The organism is Chitinophaga parva, from assembly GCF_003071345.1.
GTDB classification, from domain to species: Bacteria; Bacteroidota; Bacteroidia; order Chitinophagales; family Chitinophagaceae; genus Chitinophaga; species Chitinophaga parva.
Window position 1 is genome coordinate 2,191,591 of sequence record NZ_QCYK01000001.1, and the last position, 18,461, is coordinate 2,210,051.

Here is an 18,461-nt window from a genome sequence, read left to right on the forward strand (position 1 = left end):
ACCAACTTTTAAGGACCCAATTTTACCGGAAAGTTATGCATGACATTGAACCTTTTTATAACTGGCGGCATTTATATACAGCAGAGGAGGATGAGCTGTCGCCATTTTACGGGAGGGAATACAGTGAGTTTGAATATTCCAACACCGTCTATAATTACTACATCCATCCACAGTGGGACGAGTTCGGCTCCCGCAACCTCTACATGAAGATCCTGTTTGCCGATTACCAGTTCAACTACGTGATCATTGAACTGATGGGTGAGTGGAACGACTGTATCGAGAACGACATCGAGACCCTCAAGCGGGATGTGGTGGACATCCTCATCCAGCAGGGCATTAACAAATTCATCCTCATCACCGAGAACGTGCTCAATTTCCACTCCTCTGATGATTGCTATTACGAAGAATGGTGGGACGACATCAAGGACGATGGCGGCTGGATCGTAAGCGTGGACATGCCGGAGCAAACCCGTCAGGAATTTGAAAAGGCCCACCTGGACAACTACGTGCACCTGCTTAATGTGGACAAGTGGAGAACCTTTCAACCCCAGCATTTGTATAACCTGGTGGATAATATCATGCTCCGGAGACTGGAGTAAAGTAAAGCATACGCATTTATTATAAGGCCTTCTATATTGTACCAGCAATTATTTTTCTTGCCCGTTCAACATACGTAAGGCCTTTTTGTTATATCTTAACGCCGGGCGCAGGTTGTGATGTTTTCTTCGCGCCAGTTAATACCTGCTGTATAATACCTCCTACAATTTAATATAATTTTTAAAGCGTATATTCGACAAAGTGAATGCATCTAATGGGCAATACCTGAGAAATATCATTTGGTTTTAATTTTTCCTGCTTTAAATTTGCCCGGTTATTAGTCATTTATAATTCATCACGTCACTCAAGGAAGCTTAGATACTCTACTATGAAGTGGTCACAATTCTTCAGTACCTCCATAGGAAAGAAGCTATTGGTAGGCGCTACCGGCTTTTTCCTCTGCAGCTTTGTGCTGGTACATCTCGTGGGCAACTTACAGTTGCTTTACAACGACAATGGCGAGGCATTCAACACCTACGCTGCATTCATGGGTCATAATCACCTGATCCAGTTCATTGCCTGGGGACTTAAAATAGTCATCCTGGTACATGCCATCATTGCATTGCAGCTCACCTTCAGCAACCGTTCCGCACGCCCCGTGCGCTATGCGGTGAACCCCGGTAACCAGACCTCTTCCTGGTTCAGCCGCCAGATGGCGATCATGGGCAGCATCCTGCTCATTTTCATCATCATCCACTTAAAAGATTTCTGGTTCAAGTTCCACTATGGTGACGTGCCTACAGAAACTTACAACGGTGTGGAACTGAAGAACCTCTACTACACGGTACAGGTGGCCTTTAAGGAATTGTGGCTGGTGGTGCTGTACGTGATCGGCATGATCGCGCTGAGCTTCCACCTGGTACACGGCTTTAAGAGCGCGTGCCAGACCTTTGGCCTTAACCACGTGAAATACAATGGCCTGCTGAATTTCATCGGTGTATGGATCTTTGGGATAGCCATTCCCGTTGGTTTTGCCATCATCCCGGTGATCATTTATTTAAAATAATCTGTAAAGCAAGGATATTATGATGAACGCAAAAATACCTGCCGGTTCATTAAACGATAAATGGAGCGATTATAAGGGTCACTGCAAGCTGGTAAACCCGGCTAACAAGCGTAAGCTCGAAGTGATCGTTATCGGTACCGGCCTGGCCGGCGCCTCCGCAGCAGCCGCTCTCGGTGAGCTGGGGTATAAAGTAAAAGCATTCTGCTTCCAGGATAGCGCCCGCCGTGCACACAGCATTGCAGCGCAGGGCGGTATCAATGCCGCCAAGAATTACCAGAATGATGGTGACTCTGTATTCCGTTTATTCTACGACACCGTAAAAGGTGGCGACTACCGCGCCCGCGAAGCCAACGTACACCGCCTGGCAGAAGTGAGCGCCAATATCATTGACCAGTGCGTGGCACAGGGTGTTCCCTTTGCCCGCGAATATGGCGGCCTGCTGAGCAACCGCTCTTTTGGGGGTACACAGGTACAACGTACTTTCTACGCCGCCGGCCAAACCGGCCAGCAGCTGCTCCTGGGCGCTTATTCCGCCCTGCAGCGCCAGGTATCCCTGGGCAACGTAGAGATGTTCTCCCGCCACGAAATGCTGGAAGTCGTGAAGATCGATGGCAAGGCCCGCGGCATCATTGCCCGTGACCTGATCAGCGGTAAGCTGGAACGCCACTTTGGCCACGCAGTGCTGATCTGCTCCGGTGGCTACGGCAACGTGTTCTACCTGTCTACCAATGCCATGGGCTCTAACGTAACCGCAGCCTGGAAAGCCCACAAGCAGGGCGCCTACTTCGGTAACCCCTGCTTCACGCAGATCCATCCCACCTGTATCCCCGTTTCCGGCGACCACCAGTCCAAGCTCACGCTCATGTCTGAATCGCTCCGTAACGACGGCCGCATCTGGGTGCCCAAGAAGAAAAACGACAACCGCAAGCCCAACGAAATTCCTGAAGAAGAAAGAGACTATTACCTGGAGCGCCGCTACCCGGCCTTCGGTAACCTGGTGCCCCGCGACGTGGCCTCCCGCGCCGCCAAGGAAAGATGTGATGCCGGTTACGGTGTAGGCTCTTCCAAACATGCCGTATACCTGGATTTTGCAGAAGCTTTTAACCGCTACGGCCACATTGAAGCCGGCAAACGCGGTATCCACGACGCAGACGCAGACACCATCTATAAACTGGGTGTGGAAGTCGTGGTAGAGAAATACGGCAACCTGTTCGACATGTATGCCAAGATCACCGGTGAAGACCCGTACAAAGTGCCTATGCGCATTTATCCCGCGGTACACTACACCATGGGCGGTCTCTGGGTAGACTACGAACTGCAGACCACCGTTCCCGGCCTGTACGCCCTCGGTGAAGCCAACTTTTCCGACCACGGTGCTAACCGCCTGGGGGCCTCCGCCCTCATGCAAGGCCTGGCAGACGGCTACTTCGTAATTCCTTACACCCTGGGTAACAACCTGGCGGACGATATCTCCACCAAGGCGATCCCCACCACACACCCTGCATTTGAAGCCGCAGAGAAAGCGGTGCAAAATACCATCAGCACCCTGATGAACATCAAGGGCACCAAGTCTGTGGATCATTTCCACAAACAGCTGGGCAAGATCATGTGGGAAAAATGCGGTATGGCCCGCAACGAAGCCGGCCTGAAACAAGCCATCACTGAGATCCAGCAGCTGCGCAAGGAGTTCTGGAAAGATGTGCGCATCCCCGGTACTGCCAATGAATTTAACCCCGAACTGGAAAAAGCCGGCCGCGTAGCGGACTTCCTGGAACTGGGTGAACTGATGTGCCTTGATGCGCTGAACCGCCGCGAATCCTGCGGTGGCCACTTCCGCGAAGAGTCCCAAACAGAAGACGGGGAAGCAAAACGCGATGACGCAAACTTTTCCTATGTATCTGCCTGGGAGTACAAAGGCGACAGCCAGTATGAACTGCACAAGGAAGAGCTGGAGTTTGTGGAATGCAAACCCACCCAGCGTAACTACAAGTAAGAAGGGAGCTTTTTATCACTACTACAAACCATTTGAACAATGGAACACTATAACATGAACCTGAACCTTAAGGTTTGGAGACAGAAAAACACAAACGACAAAGGCGGTTTTGAAACCTACCAGGTACCTGGTATTTCTTCTGAAATGTCTTTCCTCGAAATGTTTGACGTACTGAACGAGCGCCTGATCAACGAAGGCAAAGAGCCCATCGCTTTTGATCATGACTGCCGCGAAGGTATTTGCGGTGCCTGTTCTATGCATATCAACGGCCGTGCACATGGTCCCTGGGCCGGCACCACTACCTGCCAGCTGCACATGCGTGCTTTCAAAGACGGCGATACCATCACCGTAGAACCCTGGAGGGCAGGCGCTTTCCCGGTGGTGAAGGACCTCACCGTAGACCGCAGCGCGTTTGACCGCATCATCCAGGCAGGTGGCTTCATTTCTGTGAATACCGGTAACGCGGTAGACGCAAACACCATCCCCGTGGATAAGGAAAAGGCAGATGCTGCTTTTGCAGCGGCAGCCTGCATTGGTTGCGGCGCGTGCGTGGCAGCTTGTAAGAATGCTTCCGCAATGCTCTTTGTTTCTGCCAAGGTTTCCCAGCTGGCATTGCTGCCCCAGGGACACCCGGAAAGAGAGACCCGTGCACTGAACATGGTAGCCCAGATGGATAAAGAAGGCTTTGGCTCCTGCACCAACACCGGTGCCTGCGAAGCAGAGTGCCCCAAGGAGATCTCCCTGACCAACATTGCCCGCCTGAACCGCGAGTTCCTCGGCGCCGGCCTGTCCAGCACCAAATAAGCATGTAACTGTTCTAAATAGAGAAGGTAAAAGGCCTGCGCTCCGTGCGCGGGCCTTTTTGTTTTCCGGTATCACCATTCCTCCTTCATATTTGCCCCAACCAGAATAATTCCTTATTTTCTGTTATAATTTGTTAGAAATACCGGTTTGATAATTAACCGCCGCATCATTTTTAACAAGTGGCCATTAACGTTATTATTCCACGTAAAAACGGATCCATCATGTCTACCCAATCCCGCAGGACCTTTATCCGCCAGGCAGGCGGCGCGGCCATTCTCCTGGGCACCGGCCCTCTGGCCGCTTTTACCAAACCATTTTCTGCTAACGACACCATCCGCATTGGCTGCATCGGTATGGGGATCATGGGCTTTGGCGATGTAGCCTGCGCCCTCCAGGTACCCGGTGTAGAACTGGCTGGCGTGGCAGACCTGTACGACGGTCACCTGGCCCACGCCAAAGAATTGTATGGCCCCCATCTCTTTACCACCCGGGATTACCGGGAACTCCTGGCCCGCAAGGATATAGACGCGGTGATCATTGCCACCCCTGACTTCTGGCACGATACCATCTCCATTGCCGCCATGGAAGCGGGGAAGGCCGTGTATTGCGAAAAGCCTATGGTACAGCAGATTGCCGAAGGCCACCAGGTTATTGAGGCCCAGCGCCGCACCAAGGCCATTTTCCAGGTGGGCAGCCAGCGCGTGAGCAGTGTGGCCTTTGCCAAGGCGCAGGAATACTATAGAAAAGGAAGTATCGGCCAGCTCAATATCGTAGAGGCACACATAGACCGCCACGATGCCCTGGGGGCCTGGCAATATTCGATTCCCACAGACGCATCGCCCGGCACCGTGGATTGGGATACTTATCTGAAAGACACGGCCAAGCTGCCCTGGGACCCCAAGCGCTTTTTCCGCTGGCGCAATTACCAGGCCTATGGTACCGGCATTCCCGGCGATCTCTTTGTGCACCTCATTTCCGGCCTGCACGTGATCACCGGCGCCAAGGGGCCCAGCCGCATTTTTGCCAGCGGTAATTTATCTTATTGGAAAGATGGCCGCGATGTGCCCGATGTGATCACCGCTATCTTTGAATACCCTGAAACGCCCGAACATCCTACATTCCAGCTTACCCTGCGTGTAAATTTTGCAGACGGTGGAGGAGGAGGGGAGTCCACCCGCCTCATTGGCTCCGAAGGGGCTTTGGAGCTTACCTACAACGGCGTGCGCCTGCAAAAACGTGGCTTGCCTAAAGCGCCCGGTTATGGCGGCTGGGATTCATTTAACACCTTTACCAAGGAACAACAGGCGGCCTACATCCAGCAATACAATAAAACCTACAGTGCGGCAGACCAGGCAAGGCCTGCACCAGTCACAGAGATGTTTACCGTGCCGGAAGGCTATGACGACCGGTTGGATCACTTTAAGAATTTCTTCGCGTCCGTGCGCACGGGCAAGCAGGTGGTGGAAGACGCCACGTTTGGGCTGAGAGCCGCCGGCCCGGCCATTTTAACAAACCAGAGTTATTTTGAAAGAAAGGAGATCAAATGGGATGCAGATAAAATGAAGGTGATTTAAAATTCCACCTTCCCGCACATCACCGCTTCACCATAAAAGATGTTTGCCATCTTTTCAAAGATCCCCGGGTCATCCGTGGTGAGGAAGGCGCGTGATTGCTCCTTGCTCAGGCGCCGCTCCATTTCCGGGTGCCGGTGCAGGTAGTCTATGAGGCTGTGCGCCACGATCTTGCCCTGGGAGATCACGGTAATGCCGCCCGGCAGGTACTTCCTGATCTTGTGCATCAGCAGCGGGTAGTGCGTACAGCCCAGGATCAGGGTGTCAATGTTGGCATCATGGTCCAGGATATTATTCAGGTGCTTTTGTACAAAGTAATCTGCGCCGGGGCCCTCGTGCTCATTGTTTTCAATGATGGGTACCCACAGGGGGCACGCCTCCTGGTACACGGTCACGTCCGGGAAAAACTTGTTGATCTCTATCGGGTAAGAATGGGAATTCACCGTACCATTGGTAGCCAGTATACCCACCTTACCGGTTTGGGTAAGGGTGCCCACTATTTCGGAGGTAGGCCGGATCACGCCCAGCACCCGCCGGGTAGGATCATCCATGTAAGGAAGATCCTTTTGCTGGATGGTGCGTAAAGCCTTGGCAGACGCGGTGTTGCAGGCCAGGATCACCAGGGGGCATCCCTGGGAAAACAGGTACTGCACGCATTCCAGCGTATATTCATGGATCACGTCGAAGCCGCGGTTGCCGTATGGCGCGCGCGCATTGTCACCCAGGTAAAGGTAGTCGTACTGCGGCAGGGCAGCTACGATCTCTTTCAGCACGGTAAGCCCCCCGTAGCCGGAGTCAAACACGCCGATAGGTCCTGTCATATAAGGCAATTTCCAAGGTTCAATTTCCAAAAAAACAAATCAGGCAACGGCTACTTGAAGAATTTCACTCCGTGACCGGTAAGGTCGTAGATCTCCTGTATCTCGTGCAGGATATGCTCGAAATCGATCTTCAGGTCTTTCAGTTCACCATTGCGGATATCAAACACCCAGCCGTGCACGGTGGGATAGCCATTTTTAATGTAGGATTGTTGTACCGCGGCAGTTTTGATCACGTTAATGCACTGTTCCTGTACGTTCAGTTCCACCAGGCGGTCATAGCGGGCGCCTTCATCTTCAATGCTGTTCAGTTCTTCCTTGTGCAGGCGGTATACGTCGCGGATATTGCGCAGCCAGGGATTGAGGATGCCGAGGTCTTCGCTTTGCATGGCAGCCTTTACGCCCCCGCACTGGTAGTGGCCGCACACCACGATGTGCTTTACGCCCAGGTGGCGCACTGCATAATTGATCACGGACATTACGTTCAGGTCTGCATTTACCACCAGGTTGGCAATATTACGGTGTACAAACACCTCGCCGGCGCCCAGGCCCATGATCTCATTGGTAGGTACCCGGCTGTCTGCGCAGCCTATGTACAGGTAGTCCGGCTGCTGGCCACTGGCCAAATGCTCAAAATAGTGCTGGTCGCCTGCCTTTTGTTCGGCTATCCACCGGCGGTTATGTTCAAAGATCTGTTCGTATTTGGTCATGGGTTGTCGTTTGAGGATGGCGTAAAGGTAAAGCCCAAAGCCCAATTTTTGAAACCTGTAATTTCCCGCTGGCGGGGGAGCATTCCCTTAACGCTAGTTTAACAATCAGCGGCCGGTGGCAAACTGGCAATTAATTCGTACTTTTGCGGCTTCAAATCCATTTATTAGAGCATGATCAGCGTTAAAAATGTTTCTCTGTCTTACGGCAAAAGAGTGTTGTTTGATGAAGTTAACCTGAATTTTACCAAGGGCAATTGTTATGGTGTCATCGGTGCCAATGGCGCCGGTAAGTCCACTTTCCTGAAAATATTATCCGGTGAGATCGAGCCAAACAAGGGTTCGGTGGAGATCACGCCCGGTGAGCGTATGAGCGTGCTGTCACAGAACCACTTTGCGTTTGATGACGTGACCGTGCTTAATGCCGTGATGATGGGCAACAAGAAACTCTGGGAAATTGCCCAGGAGCGTGATACGATCTATGCCAAGGCCGATTTTACCGAAGAAGACGGTATGCGCGCCGGTGAGCTGGAAGCGGAATACGGTGAAATGGGTGGTTACACCGCGGAAAGCGATGCAGCCTCCATGCTGTCTGACCTCGGCGTGAAAGAAGAACTGCACGGCACCCTGATGCGCGATATCAGCGGCAACCTCAAGGTACGCGTGCTGCTGGCCCAGGCCATCTTCGGCAACCCCGACATCCTGGTACTGGACGAACCGACGAACGACCTGGACGTGGAAACCATCGGCTGGCTGGAAAACTTCCTGGCCGATTATGAAAATATCGTGATCGTGGTATCGCACGACCGTCACTTCCTCGATGCGGTATGTACCCACGTGGCAGACGTAGACCGCGCCAAGATCCAGATCTTTACCGGTAACTACTCCTTCTGGTACGAATCGTCCCAGCTGATGGCCCGCCAGATCGCGGATAAGAACAAGAAAATGGAAGACAAGCGTAAAGACCTCATGGACTTTATCGCGCGCTTCTCTGCAAATGCTTCCAAGAGCAAGCAGGCCACCTCCCGTAAGAAAGCCCTGGAAAAACTGGTTATCGAAGATATCCAGCCTTCCAACCGTAAATATCCCGGCATCATCTTCCGCCAGCAGCGCGAAGTTGGTAACCAGATCCTCAACGTGGAAAAACTGGAAAAGAGCGTGGATGGCAACAAGTTGTTTGCCGACGTGACCTTCTCCGTGAATAAGGGCGATAAGATCGCTTTCCTGTCCCGCGAGCACCTGGCCATCACCACTTTCTTTGAGATCATCAATGGCGCGGCCCAGGCAGACAGCGGTAAGTTTGAATGGGGGACCACCGTTACCAATGCATACCTGCCCAACGATAACTCCCAGTACTTCCAGAACAGCCTGAACCTGATGGACTGGCTGCGCCAGTTTGTACCGCCCCACATCACCGACGTGGATGAGCCTTTCCTGCGCGGTTTCCTGGGTAAGATGCTTTTCAGTGGCGATGAGATCATGAAAAAGACCTCCGTGCTGAGTGGTGGTGAGAAAGTGCGCTGCATGATCTCCCGCATGATGCTGCAGGACCCCAACGTGCTGGTGCTCGACGAGCCCACCAACCACCTGGACCTGGAATCTATCCAGTCTTTCAACGAAAGTATGATCAACTACAAAGGCATTGTGCTCTTCACCACGCATGACCACACTTTCATGCAATCTGTGGCCAACCGCATCATTGAGCTTACGCCCAAAGGCATCATCGATCGCCTCATGACCTTCGATGAATACCTGGCGGACGAGCGCGTGAAAACGCTGAGAGCAGAGATGTACGCATAGAAATTGTACAACGTACAGCGTACAACGTACAACGTACAAATGCAGCATACAACCTGCGTATACAATGTTCAGGCACAGCAAGTCGATTATTACATTTGGTATTTTACATAGCCACGGGCAGCAGCAGTTGTCCGTGGTTTTTTATATCCTGCGGCCAATAGCAGGGCGCTGGAATACAGTACCCATAAGGGTTTTATGGATATGATAACAAAAAAAGCGCCGCAGGTAGTGAGCCTGCGGCGCTGCTATGTTGGTCATAACAATCTTCAATATTTTTCAGATGGTATCCGTAAGAAACATTTAACGGCATTCGTCAAAGTACGCTGTACGTTGTACGCTGTACGTTGTACATTTTCTAGCAAAGATAATCTTCCAGCACCTTCAACTTCGTTTTGTCCAGCGGTTTGGTAATGTAAGCGGTAAGCTCCGGGATGGTTTGCACCTTCTGCATGTCACGCATATCGATGGAAGATGAGCACATCACGATGGGTATTTGTTTGGGAATGTTGGTCTTGATATCACGGTAGGCGTCCAGGAAATCCCAACCGCTCATGCGCTGCATATTCATGTCCAGGATAATGAGGGATGGCAGGGAATCCTCGCCCACGGGGGCAATGAGGGTTTCCAGGGCGTCTTCTGCAGACAAGAAAGAAGTAACAGAGACCTGCCCGAACTGTTGACCCATCATTTTCTTGATAATGAAATGAAAGATCTCATCATCATCAACTACGTACACGAGCTTGTGCGTATCTTCCATACTTGTTAAATTTAGGAGCGGCAACATTAATGCTGGTTTTTAATATGGTCTTCATTTAAGCAAAACTGGGTTAATCTTCCCTCATCTCTTCTTGCTTTGCTAGGTGTACAGTTCAGTTATGGCCCTTTCTGCAAGCTCTATCACTGAATCGCTTTAGCGCGCCCTTCCACTTTCCGTATAAATGATGGGCAAAGAAAGTTAATTTTATTTTATTTTATATATATATTTTTATCAATAACCAATATTTAACAAAATTTACAACCTGTTAACGATTGAAAAAGGCGAAACCGTTCAGATTTCGCCTTCTATATGAATACGTTAGACGGGGTGTTTGTTTAGAACAAACCGCCTTTTTTCAAGGTCACATTGCCACTGCCGATGAGGTAGCCCATGTTATAAATATCTACCTTGTACTCGCCCGGTTTGAAGTCGGAATTTTGTTTCCAATCTACATGACCTTCTTTGGTAGTACCAGATACATAGTCGATGGTGGTCTTGGCAGTGTAAAGTTTTTCAGTGCCGTCCTGCAGGGTGAAGCGGCCGCTGCCCAGGGCTTCTACTGCCAGGGGCGTACCGTCAGGAGCCGTGATGGCTACGTAGATGTCTTTCGGACCGCTGGTAGCAATACGGTTGTCCAGGTCAAAGCTTACGCGCATCAGGTCAGCACGTTTTGCCTTGGAAGTTTCTACTTCCTTGCCGCCTTTCTTCAGGTTGATGGGTGTCATCTTGATGTTGGAAGCATGCAGCACGGAACCTACTTCGGTTACTTTGCTCAGGGAGTCTTTCACTACGCCTACAGAATCGCGCTGTTTGCGGGCTACATCCCTTTCACCGGTCAGGGCTACTTTTTCACCTTCCAGGCGTTCAATGGTGGCCTGGTAATCTTCAATGTTTGCTTTCAGTTTGTTGATCAGTTCCTGCGCTTCTTTCAGCTGTGCAGCCGTGGCGTTCTTGTTAGACAGGATGCTCTGGATACGTGCTTTCATATCATTCACTTCCTTATCTTTGGTTTTCACCAGGCTGTCCATGCGGCTGTTTTGGGAGATCAGGTCATCCAGGCGCGCATTGGCGGCGTTATATTCCTGCTGCAGTGCGTCGCGGGAAGAAGAGATAGAATCTATCTGCGTGGTCTTCTCGGTGATCACTGTATTGGAGTTATGCTTATCATATAACATGTAAATCCAGGTACCCAGCAACAGTGCGATCAGAACACCGTAAATAATGCCGTTTTTATTGCTTTTAGGTTTTTCAGGCCCGCCAGAATTAGAAGAAGGTCCGGGCGCGGGCGCATTAAACGTGTTTTCTGTCATAAATGATTCGTTTTATGTTTGTTGTATGGTTAAAAAAGATAATGCAAATAAAATGCGTTCTGCGCGTAATTTCCTAACAATTCCTAAAATTATTTCCCAGGATGCTGCAAAACGTTGCGTTAGATCAATTACTCCTGTTAGACATAGAAACGACCCCTGCATATAAAGACTTTTCCCAGGTCCCGGAGCCGTTGCAGTCACTATGGATGGACAAAATGACAAAAACTTTGCCAGATTCAACCGATTGGGCTGAAACATACGCTGACAGGGCCGGGATCTTTGCTGAATTTGGTAAAATAGTGTGCATTTCGGTAGGTTTTTTCCATGCAGAAAACGGTCGTTATCAATTGCGTGTGAAATCCTTCTTCAGTGACGATGAAGCGGCTTTGCTCCATGATTTTTTACAATTGGTACAAAAATTTCATATAAGGTTTCCCCGTTTCCAGTTTGCCGGGCACAATATCAAGGAATTTGATATTCCTTACATTTGCCGCCGCAGCGTAGTACTGCAATGTGCTTTGCCACAGGCCCTGCAGCTCCACGGCTTCAAGCCCTGGGAACTGCCCATGCTGGATACGATGCAGCTCTGGCGCTTCGGCGACTTTAAAAATTATACTTCCCTGCGCCTGCTTACCGCCATCCTGGACATCCCTACGCCCAAAGATGACATAGACGGCAGCATGGTGGCCAAAGTGTACTGGGAAGAACGTAACCTCCAGCGCATTGCAGACTATTGTCAGAAAGACGTGGTAGCCGTAGCCCAGCTGCTGCTCCGCTTTAAATGCCTGCCGCTCATGGCACCGGAAGACGTGGTGCTGGCCTGAGTAACAACAACGATCTATGGAATACACCGATATTATCCAGGAATGGAAGAATAAAAAATTTAAGCCGCTCTACTGGCTGGAAGGGGAAGAGGATTTCTTCATTGACCAGGTGACCGGTTATGCGGAAGATAAACTGCTGGACGAAGCAGAGAAAGGTTTTAACCTCACGGTGCTCTATGGCAAGGATGCAGACTGGAGCGCTGTGGTGAACGCATGCCGCCGCTACCCGATGTTTGCAGAGCGCCAGGTGGTGATCCTCAAAGAAGCGCAGGGCATGCGCGACCTCCTGAAGCTGGAAGCCTATATTGAAAACCCCCTGGCCAGCACGGTGTTTGTAGTGGCGCATAAACAAGGCAAGATCGATGGCCGCAGCAAGTTGTCAAAACTCATCAAGGAGAAGGGCGTCATGCTCACCACCAAAAAGATGTACGACAACCAGCTGCCCAACTGGGTAGAGGCCTATACCCGCGGCCGCGGACTGGCCATTTCCCAGAAGGCCTGCCTTATGCTGGTAGACCACATTGGCAACGACCTTTCCCGCATTGCCAACGAAATAGATAAGCTGCTGGTAAACCTGCCCGAAGGCAAAAAGATAGACGAGGCAGACATTGAAAAATACGTAGGCATCAGCAAAGAGTACAACGTATTTGAACTGCAGAATGCGGTGGGCCAGAAAGACAGTGCCAGGGTAATGCGCATTGTAAAATACTTTGCCGCCAATCCCAAAGCGGGCCCTATCCAGATGGTGATCCCCGCACTCTATAATTTCTTTGCCAAAGTGAACATGATCTTTGGTGTAAAAGGCGGCGAAAAAGAGATCGCCTCCGCCCTCAGTGTGCATCCTTTCTTCGTAAAGGACTACACTGCTGCGGCCCGTGCCTATGGCCCGGAAGGCAGTGAGCGCGCCATTCTGCTGCTGCACAATTATAACCTGCGCAGCATCGGGATCAATGACAGTGGCGTAGAGGATGGGGAACTGATGAAAGAGTTGCTTTTTAAAATAATGTTTTAGCTGCACGCAATGCGTCAACACAAAAAATCCGGCAAACGTATTCGCTTGCCGGATTTTTTTATGCAGTAATGCTTATAAAGCAGCTAATATTTCTTTTGCTGTTGCGGAGTCCTTATCCATCTGTGCAATCAGCTCGTTCACGTCATTGAACTTCTGGTTGCCTCGCAGGTAAGCAATGAACTGCAGGGTGATTACCTGGTCATACAGGTCGCCGTTGAAATCAAAGAGGTGCGCTTCCAGGCGGAGGTCTGAACCGTTGAACGTGGGCCGGGTGCCAATGCTCATCACGCCATTGCGCCACTGGGTTTCATGGGCCAGCTGTACGCGGATGGCATAAATGCCTTCTGAAGGAATGAGTTTGCGGCTGTCTGTCACCTGCAGGTTGGCCGTAGGATAGCCCAGCTGGCGGCCCATTTTATCGCCATGCATCACCGTGCCACTGAGGAAGTAGGGGTAGCCCAGCAGTTCGTCAGCCAGCGCTATGTCACCGGATTCAAGACTGCTACGGATCTTGGTAGAGCTTACGGTCAGGTCGTGTACCACCTGCTGTGGGATCTCCAGGAGCTGGTAGCCATAGCGGGCCTGTTCGCGTTCCAGCAGCTCCAGGCCACCCTCGCGGTTGTGCCCAAAACGGTGGTCGTAACCGATGATGATGGTGTGGGGGTGAAATTTTGCAATGAGAAAATCCGAGATATAATCGCTGGCGCTCATAGCCGCAAAGGCAGGCGTGAAGGGCACTACCACCAGGTGGTCTATACCGCACTGCTCCAGCAGGGCTATCTTTTCGGGAAGGGTGGTCAGGATGTGGATGGGCCGGTCCTGTGGGCGCAGCACCTCCCGGGGATGCGGGTCAAAGGTGATGATCACTTTCTCGCCGTTACAGGCCCTGGCAGCCACTTCCAGCTGTTGTAAAATAAAACGGTGGCCCGTATGCACCCCGTCAAAAGTGCCGATAGTAATAACTGCGCGATGAAAGTCAGGCAATTGCCCCAAATCCCGGTGAACCTGCATAATTTATCTGATCCTGTACAAAACGATGGGCAAATCTAAAGGTTTTGGGCAGAATCTGTTAATTTTGTCCCTCCTAAAAAGGTGATTGGTTAATTGTTAGCAGTTAGTCGTGGGAGAAGAACACGGTTAATCATTAACCTTTAACGATTAACCATTAACGATTAACGTCTATGGATCAGAATCTGTACAACCAGCGCGGGGTGTCTGCGGGTAAAGAAGATGTGCACAATGCCATCAAAAACATCGATAAAGGATTATTCCCCAAAGCCTTCTGCAAAATAGTGCCCGATGTGCTGGGTGGCGATGCCGCCTACTGCAACATCATGCATGCGGATGGCGCCGGCACCAAATCCAGCCTGGCCTATACATACTGGAAAGAGACGGGCGACATCAGCGTATGGAAAGGCATTGCCCAGGACGCTATCATCATGAACCTTGACGACCTTCTTTGCGTGGGCGCTACGGAAAATATCCTGCTGTCGTCCACCATTGGCCGCAATAAGCACCTGGTGCCCGGTGAAGTGATCGCCGCCATCATCAACGGAACAGAAGAAATTCTCGCAGCGCTGCGCCAGCACGGCATTTCCATCCACTCCACCGGTGGCGAGACGGCCGATGTGGGCGACCTGGTACGCACCATCATCGTAGACAGCACCGTGACCTGCCGCATGCCCCGCGCCGAAGTGATCTCCAATGATCGCATCCAGGCCGGCGACGTGGTGGTAGGCCTTGCCTCTTACGGCCAGGCATCTTATGAAACAGCCTACAATGGCGGCATGGGCAGCAATGGCCTTACCTCCGCCCGCCACGATGTATTCAATAAATCCGTAGCGGCAAAATATCCCGAAAGCTTTGACCCCGGCATTCCCGCCCACCTGGTGTTCAGCGGCAGCAAATCCCTGACGGACAAGGTAGAGGTGCCCGGCTTTGGCCAGGTGGATGCCGGCAAGCTGGTATTGTCTCCCACGCGCACCTATGCACCCGTGATCAAAAAAGTGTTGGAGCAGTTCCGCGTTAAAGTGCACGGCATGGTGCATTGCAGCGGTGGTGCCCAGACCAAGGTGCTGCACTTCATTGACAGGCTGCACGTGATCAAGGATAACCTGTTTCCCATTCCGCCCCTGTTCCAGCTGATCCAGGAGCAATCCGGCACGGACTGGAAGGAGATGTACCAGGTATTTAACATGGGCCACCGCATGGAGATCTATGTGCCGGAAGAGATTGCGGCGGATATTATTGCTATTTCCAAGAGCTTTAACATCGACGCACAGATCGTGGGACGCGTGGAAGCGGCGGCAACCAAACAGGTAACGGTGAAGGCACCGGCGGGGACGTTCATTTATCATTAAGTATTTGGTCCAATAGAAAAAGCGGATCGCCTGCAAGCGGTCCGCTTTTTTATGTGGGGTGATGAAGTAAAAACAGGGAACAAACTATTTGCATAACCGCATCATTGCCGCCAGGAGATGCTGCCATCGCCTTTTTCCACAAACAATGGCACTTTCCTCAACACAAAAACGCTGCCCCCAGGGCAACGTCTTCGTGTACATCTATTACACTTCGATTAGCAGCCGGTGGGCTGCCTGGTGGCCGTTTCCAGCCAGGGCAAAGCAAAGAAAGCCTGTTCTGCGGCCACTTTCTTGCCGAGTGTGAAGCGCACCGGTAAGTTAAACTGCACCGACACTTTTTTGCCAGCCTGTGTACCGGCATTCCAGACGGGCATCATGTTTACTACGCGCAGCGCTTCCTCGTCCAGATCAGGGTGGGGATTGCCTACAATTTTGGCATCACGGATGTGGCCATCCTGGTCTACTATAAACTGCACAAACACAGTGCCCTCGCGGTTTTGATCAACCGCCGCGTTAGGGTACTTTATGTTTTTACTCAGGAAATTGTTCAGCGCATTCTCTCCACCCGGGAAGGTAGGCGGATTTTCTACGACCGTAAATACCTCTTTGTTATCACCGGACTTGAACTCAACCTTGTCGTGGTGATGCATGCACAGGTACCGTGTGCCATCTTTCAGGGCGACAATGATGGAATCATGTGGCAGTACATTCATCGACTCCAGGCGGTCTGCCGGGATTTTGTTGAGGTCATCCCAAGTGATGTTTTTCAGCTGGTCGGCCGGGTTAGCGGGCGGTGGCGGGGGCGGGGGGATACGGGGCGACGTATCGCTTTGCTGCTGGCAGCTCATCACGGCTGCGAGGGCCAATCCCAGCGGAAGGAGGGCGAGTTTTTTCATAAATGAAATTTTAGTGGGTTTGGAAAAAAGCATTTGAATACGGCGTTGTATGGGCGGATGAAAGAAGCTGTTGGTCAGTGCCCATGCCGGCTGGAATACCGTGTGGAGAATGGTTTCCGCGTAATGCGCTTTGTCATGTGCGGCGCCTTCGTCGGCCAGGAACTCGTGTACCAGCGCCATTTCCCGGCGGTACAAATAAAAGAACGGGTTGATCCAGCAGCAGGCGCAAACCAGCTCCAGCAGCAGTTTATCCAGTGAGTGGCGCTGGCGCACATGTACCATTTCATGCTGCAGGATCTGCGATCCGGCGTCACTCCCGGTGGGCATGGCCGTGTTCCAGAACACCACGTTAAAGAATGAGAAAGGCAGGCCTACATTGGCATTGCGGGCAAGTATGACCTCGTTATCCCTGCTTAATTGACTTTGCTGCCGTAACCGCCACAGGCGCCAGCAATTGTAGCCCACCCGCAGCAATAGTACCAGGGCAATGCCGGCGTACAATGTTTCAAAACGCAGCAGGGACACACTGGCAGCGCTTTGCGGAGCGCCTACCTGCACGGTGGGCAGCAGGATGGCCTGCATGGCCACTGGTAGTGTAAGACCACCTTCCTGTGATGCCGGCCAGTATACCGGTACCAGTGGTAGCAGGATAGCTGCCATCACGCTACCCGCCAGGAACCAGCGGCTGCGCCGGTGTTGGGCTTTGTTGCGCAGCGCCAGGCCATAGTAAGCAAGGCAAAGGCCTGCAATGGCGGCTTGTTTCAGCAAATAAAAGATCAAAGGTGTCATGATGCTTCGTTTTTAATCTACGTGCATTTGCCTGGACCAGCGGATATGCTGTTGGCGGTCCATGTAGCTGAATCGGTAAAGCCCTTTTTGAAGGCTCATGTTGAAGCGGTGCTCACCCGCGGCCATTGGCACAAAGGTTTGGTAGTTCACCTTGCCGCTGTTGTCCAGCCGGTGTACCAGCATTACCCCCATCTCTTTGGCAGAAAGGCTGTCTGACGGCACTTCCAGGGCTACTTCCCGCAAGGTGGAGTCACTGCCACCACCAGCGTTTTTTACCAGCCAGTTGTAATTGAACGTGGCGATGTTTTCGATATCGCAGTAATGGCAATCATTTTGCCGCGCTGCGTAGTATACCAGGGAGATGGCCCCGTCGCGGTAGGGGAGCAGGGCCTGGTAGATCTCCCGTTTTTTATATTCCACCTTGCGGTACCAGTAGGAGGGGGCCGCGTGGGTGTATTTGCGGGCCATCCCTTTTGAAAGCCCGCTGCTATCGTGGTGCAACAGCGCCACCAGGTGATAGTAAGGTGGCTTCACCGGTGTGGCATTGTAGAGGATAGTGGCCTTTTCCGGGGCAATACCCAGCTGCCGCAGCACGGCTTTGTCTTCCGGCCTGCTGTAGCCTACCTGTACGCCCTTTCCGGTATCTGCCGGCTGGTAGTGAAAGTCGCCGGGCATGGATAGTACCAGCCAAAGTGGCTCATTCACATAATAGGCCCGCTGGCTGTTCACCACCATGCCTTCCCGGTTATACTGGTAGGCCGGTTTTGCGCAGCCTCCCAGCAGCGCGGTGATCATAATAAGGAGAGCCGCGTAACGCATGGTGCTATTCTTTTTTATCGCCTTCCCGGTGTTCCTTGATCTGCTGCAGCAGTTGCTCCAGTTCCTTTACGTCCAGGTCTTTTTCCTTTACGAAGAAAGACACCATGTTACTGAAGCTCCCGTTGAAATAGCCTTTTACAAACTGCTTCATGGTCTTACTGGTGTAGCTTTCCTTGCTTACCAGGGGAAAGTACTGGTGCGATTTGCCAAAGGATTTAAAATCCACGAATCCTTTTTCAACCAGGATCTTGATCAGGGTGGATACCGTGTTGTAATGCGGCTTGGGCTCGGGCAGCTCGTCTATCAGGTCTTTGACAAAGGAGGGGCCCGTTTTCCATAAAGCCTGCATGATCTGCTCTTCAGCCTTGGTAAGTGTTTTCATGAAAATTGTTTTGTGT

17 protein-coding genes are annotated in these 18,461 nt (G+C 51.7%); 9 read left to right on the forward strand and 8 right to left on the reverse strand.

What is annotated here, in order from left to right; translation table 11 throughout:
• The first annotated feature begins 35 nt into the window (after positions 1-35).
• From DCC81_RS09150 to DCC81_RS09170, 5 genes are all read left to right on the forward strand, one after another.
• Positions 36-599 carry a hypothetical protein gene (locus DCC81_RS09150; RefSeq protein ID WP_108686227.1) on the forward strand — a complete coding sequence of 188 codons (564 nt, stop codon included), beginning with the start codon at positions 36-38 and terminating at the stop codon, positions 597-599.
• A gap of 326 nt (positions 600-925) precedes the next feature.
• Positions 926-1,603, forward strand: a complete 678-nt coding sequence (locus tag DCC81_RS09155) for a succinate dehydrogenase cytochrome b subunit (RefSeq protein WP_108686228.1) — start codon at positions 926-928, stop codon at positions 1,601-1,603.
• 19 nt (positions 1,604-1,622) lie between these two features.
• Positions 1,623-3,596, forward strand: a complete 1,974-nt coding sequence (locus DCC81_RS09160) for a fumarate reductase/succinate dehydrogenase flavoprotein subunit (protein ID WP_108686229.1) — start codon at positions 1,623-1,625, stop codon at positions 3,594-3,596.
• Between the two features lie 39 nt (positions 3,597-3,635).
• On the forward strand, positions 3,636-4,400 hold the full coding sequence (locus tag DCC81_RS09165; protein ID WP_108686230.1) for a succinate dehydrogenase/fumarate reductase iron-sulfur subunit: 765 nt from the start codon (positions 3,636-3,638) through the stop codon (positions 4,398-4,400).
• A gap of 221 nt (positions 4,401-4,621) precedes the next feature.
• Complete coding sequence (locus DCC81_RS09170; protein ID WP_108686231.1) at positions 4,622-5,974, forward strand: Gfo/Idh/MocA family protein; 1,353 nt, start codon at positions 4,622-4,624, stop codon at positions 5,972-5,974.
• Here DCC81_RS09170 and murI read toward each other — a convergent pair.
• Together murI and DCC81_RS09180 are read right to left on the reverse strand one after the other, a co-directional pair.
• Positions 5,971-6,792 carry a glutamate racemase gene (gene murI, locus DCC81_RS09175; RefSeq protein WP_108686232.1) on the reverse strand — a complete coding sequence of 274 codons (822 nt, stop codon included), beginning with the start codon at positions 6,790-6,792 and terminating at the stop codon, positions 5,971-5,973. The two genes, DCC81_RS09170 and murI, sit on opposite strands and share 4 nt — an antisense overlap.
• Before the next feature lie 50 nt (positions 6,793-6,842).
• The gene (locus tag DCC81_RS09180; RefSeq protein WP_108686233.1) at positions 6,843-7,499 is read right to left on the reverse strand and encodes a carbonic anhydrase; all 657 of its coding nucleotides are present in this window, start codon (positions 7,497-7,499) and stop codon (positions 6,843-6,845) included.
• 171 nt (positions 7,500-7,670) lie between these two features.
• On the opposite strand from DCC81_RS09180, the gene DCC81_RS09185 reads away from it, so the two are divergent.
• Positions 7,671-9,296 (forward strand): ABC-F family ATP-binding cassette domain-containing protein, encoded by a 1,626-nt coding sequence (locus DCC81_RS09185; RefSeq protein ID WP_108686234.1) that lies wholly within the window; start codon positions 7,671-7,673, stop codon positions 9,294-9,296.
• Between the two features lie 355 nt (positions 9,297-9,651).
• On the opposite strand, the gene DCC81_RS09190 is transcribed toward DCC81_RS09185, so the two are convergent.
• Both DCC81_RS09190 and DCC81_RS09195 read right to left on the reverse strand, forming a co-directional pair.
• Positions 9,652-10,053: a response regulator gene (locus tag DCC81_RS09190; protein WP_165806509.1), complete on the reverse strand. Its 402-nt coding sequence runs from the start codon at positions 10,051-10,053 to the stop codon at positions 9,652-9,654.
• 335 nt (positions 10,054-10,388) lie between these two features.
• Complete coding sequence (locus tag DCC81_RS09195; protein WP_133177617.1) at positions 10,389-11,228, reverse strand: coiled-coil domain-containing protein; 840 nt, start codon at positions 11,226-11,228, stop codon at positions 10,389-10,391.
• Positions 11,229-11,578: 350 nt separating this feature from the next.
• Between DCC81_RS09195 and DCC81_RS09200 the strand changes: the two genes are divergently transcribed.
• Both DCC81_RS09200 and holA read left to right on the forward strand, forming a co-directional pair.
• Positions 11,579-12,187, forward strand: coding sequence for a ribonuclease H-like domain-containing protein (locus DCC81_RS09200; RefSeq protein WP_240612937.1), 609 nt, complete (start codon positions 11,579-11,581; stop codon positions 12,185-12,187).
• 16 nt (positions 12,188-12,203) lie between these two features.
• Positions 12,204-13,199: a DNA polymerase III subunit delta gene (gene holA, locus DCC81_RS09205; protein WP_108686238.1), complete on the forward strand. Its 996-nt coding sequence runs from the start codon at positions 12,204-12,206 to the stop codon at positions 13,197-13,199.
• 72 nt (positions 13,200-13,271) lie between these two features.
• On the opposite strand, the gene DCC81_RS09210 is transcribed toward holA, so the two are convergent.
• Positions 13,272-14,210: a bifunctional riboflavin kinase/FAD synthetase gene (locus DCC81_RS09210; RefSeq protein WP_108686239.1), complete on the reverse strand. Its 939-nt coding sequence runs from the start codon at positions 14,208-14,210 to the stop codon at positions 13,272-13,274.
• 170 nt (positions 14,211-14,380) lie between these two features.
• Here DCC81_RS09210 and DCC81_RS09215 point away from each other — a divergent pair, with 170 nt between their 5' ends.
• A complete protein-coding gene (locus DCC81_RS09215; protein ID WP_108686240.1) occupies positions 14,381-15,559 on the forward strand; it encodes an AIR synthase related protein in 1,179 nt (392 codons plus the stop codon).
• Positions 15,560-15,774: 215 nt separating this feature from the next.
• Here DCC81_RS09215 and DCC81_RS09220 read toward each other — a convergent pair whose 3' ends face one another.
• Genes DCC81_RS09220 through DCC81_RS09230 form a run of 3 tightly spaced genes read right to left on the reverse strand, consistent with a single transcriptional unit; the run spans position 15,775 to position 18,445 of the window.
• A complete protein-coding gene (locus DCC81_RS09220) occupies positions 15,775-17,244 on the reverse strand; it encodes a M56 family metallopeptidase (protein WP_108686241.1) in 1,470 nt (489 codons plus the stop codon).
• 12 nt (positions 17,245-17,256) lie between these two features.
• Positions 17,257-18,063, reverse strand: a complete 807-nt coding sequence (locus tag DCC81_RS09225; protein WP_133177618.1) for a hypothetical protein — start codon at positions 18,061-18,063, stop codon at positions 17,257-17,259.
• Between the two features lie 4 nt (positions 18,064-18,067).
• Entirely contained in the window at positions 18,068-18,445 is a 378-nt protein-coding gene (locus tag DCC81_RS09230; protein WP_108686243.1) for a BlaI/MecI/CopY family transcriptional regulator, read from the reverse strand.
• Positions 18,446-18,461: the final 16 nt, after the last annotated feature.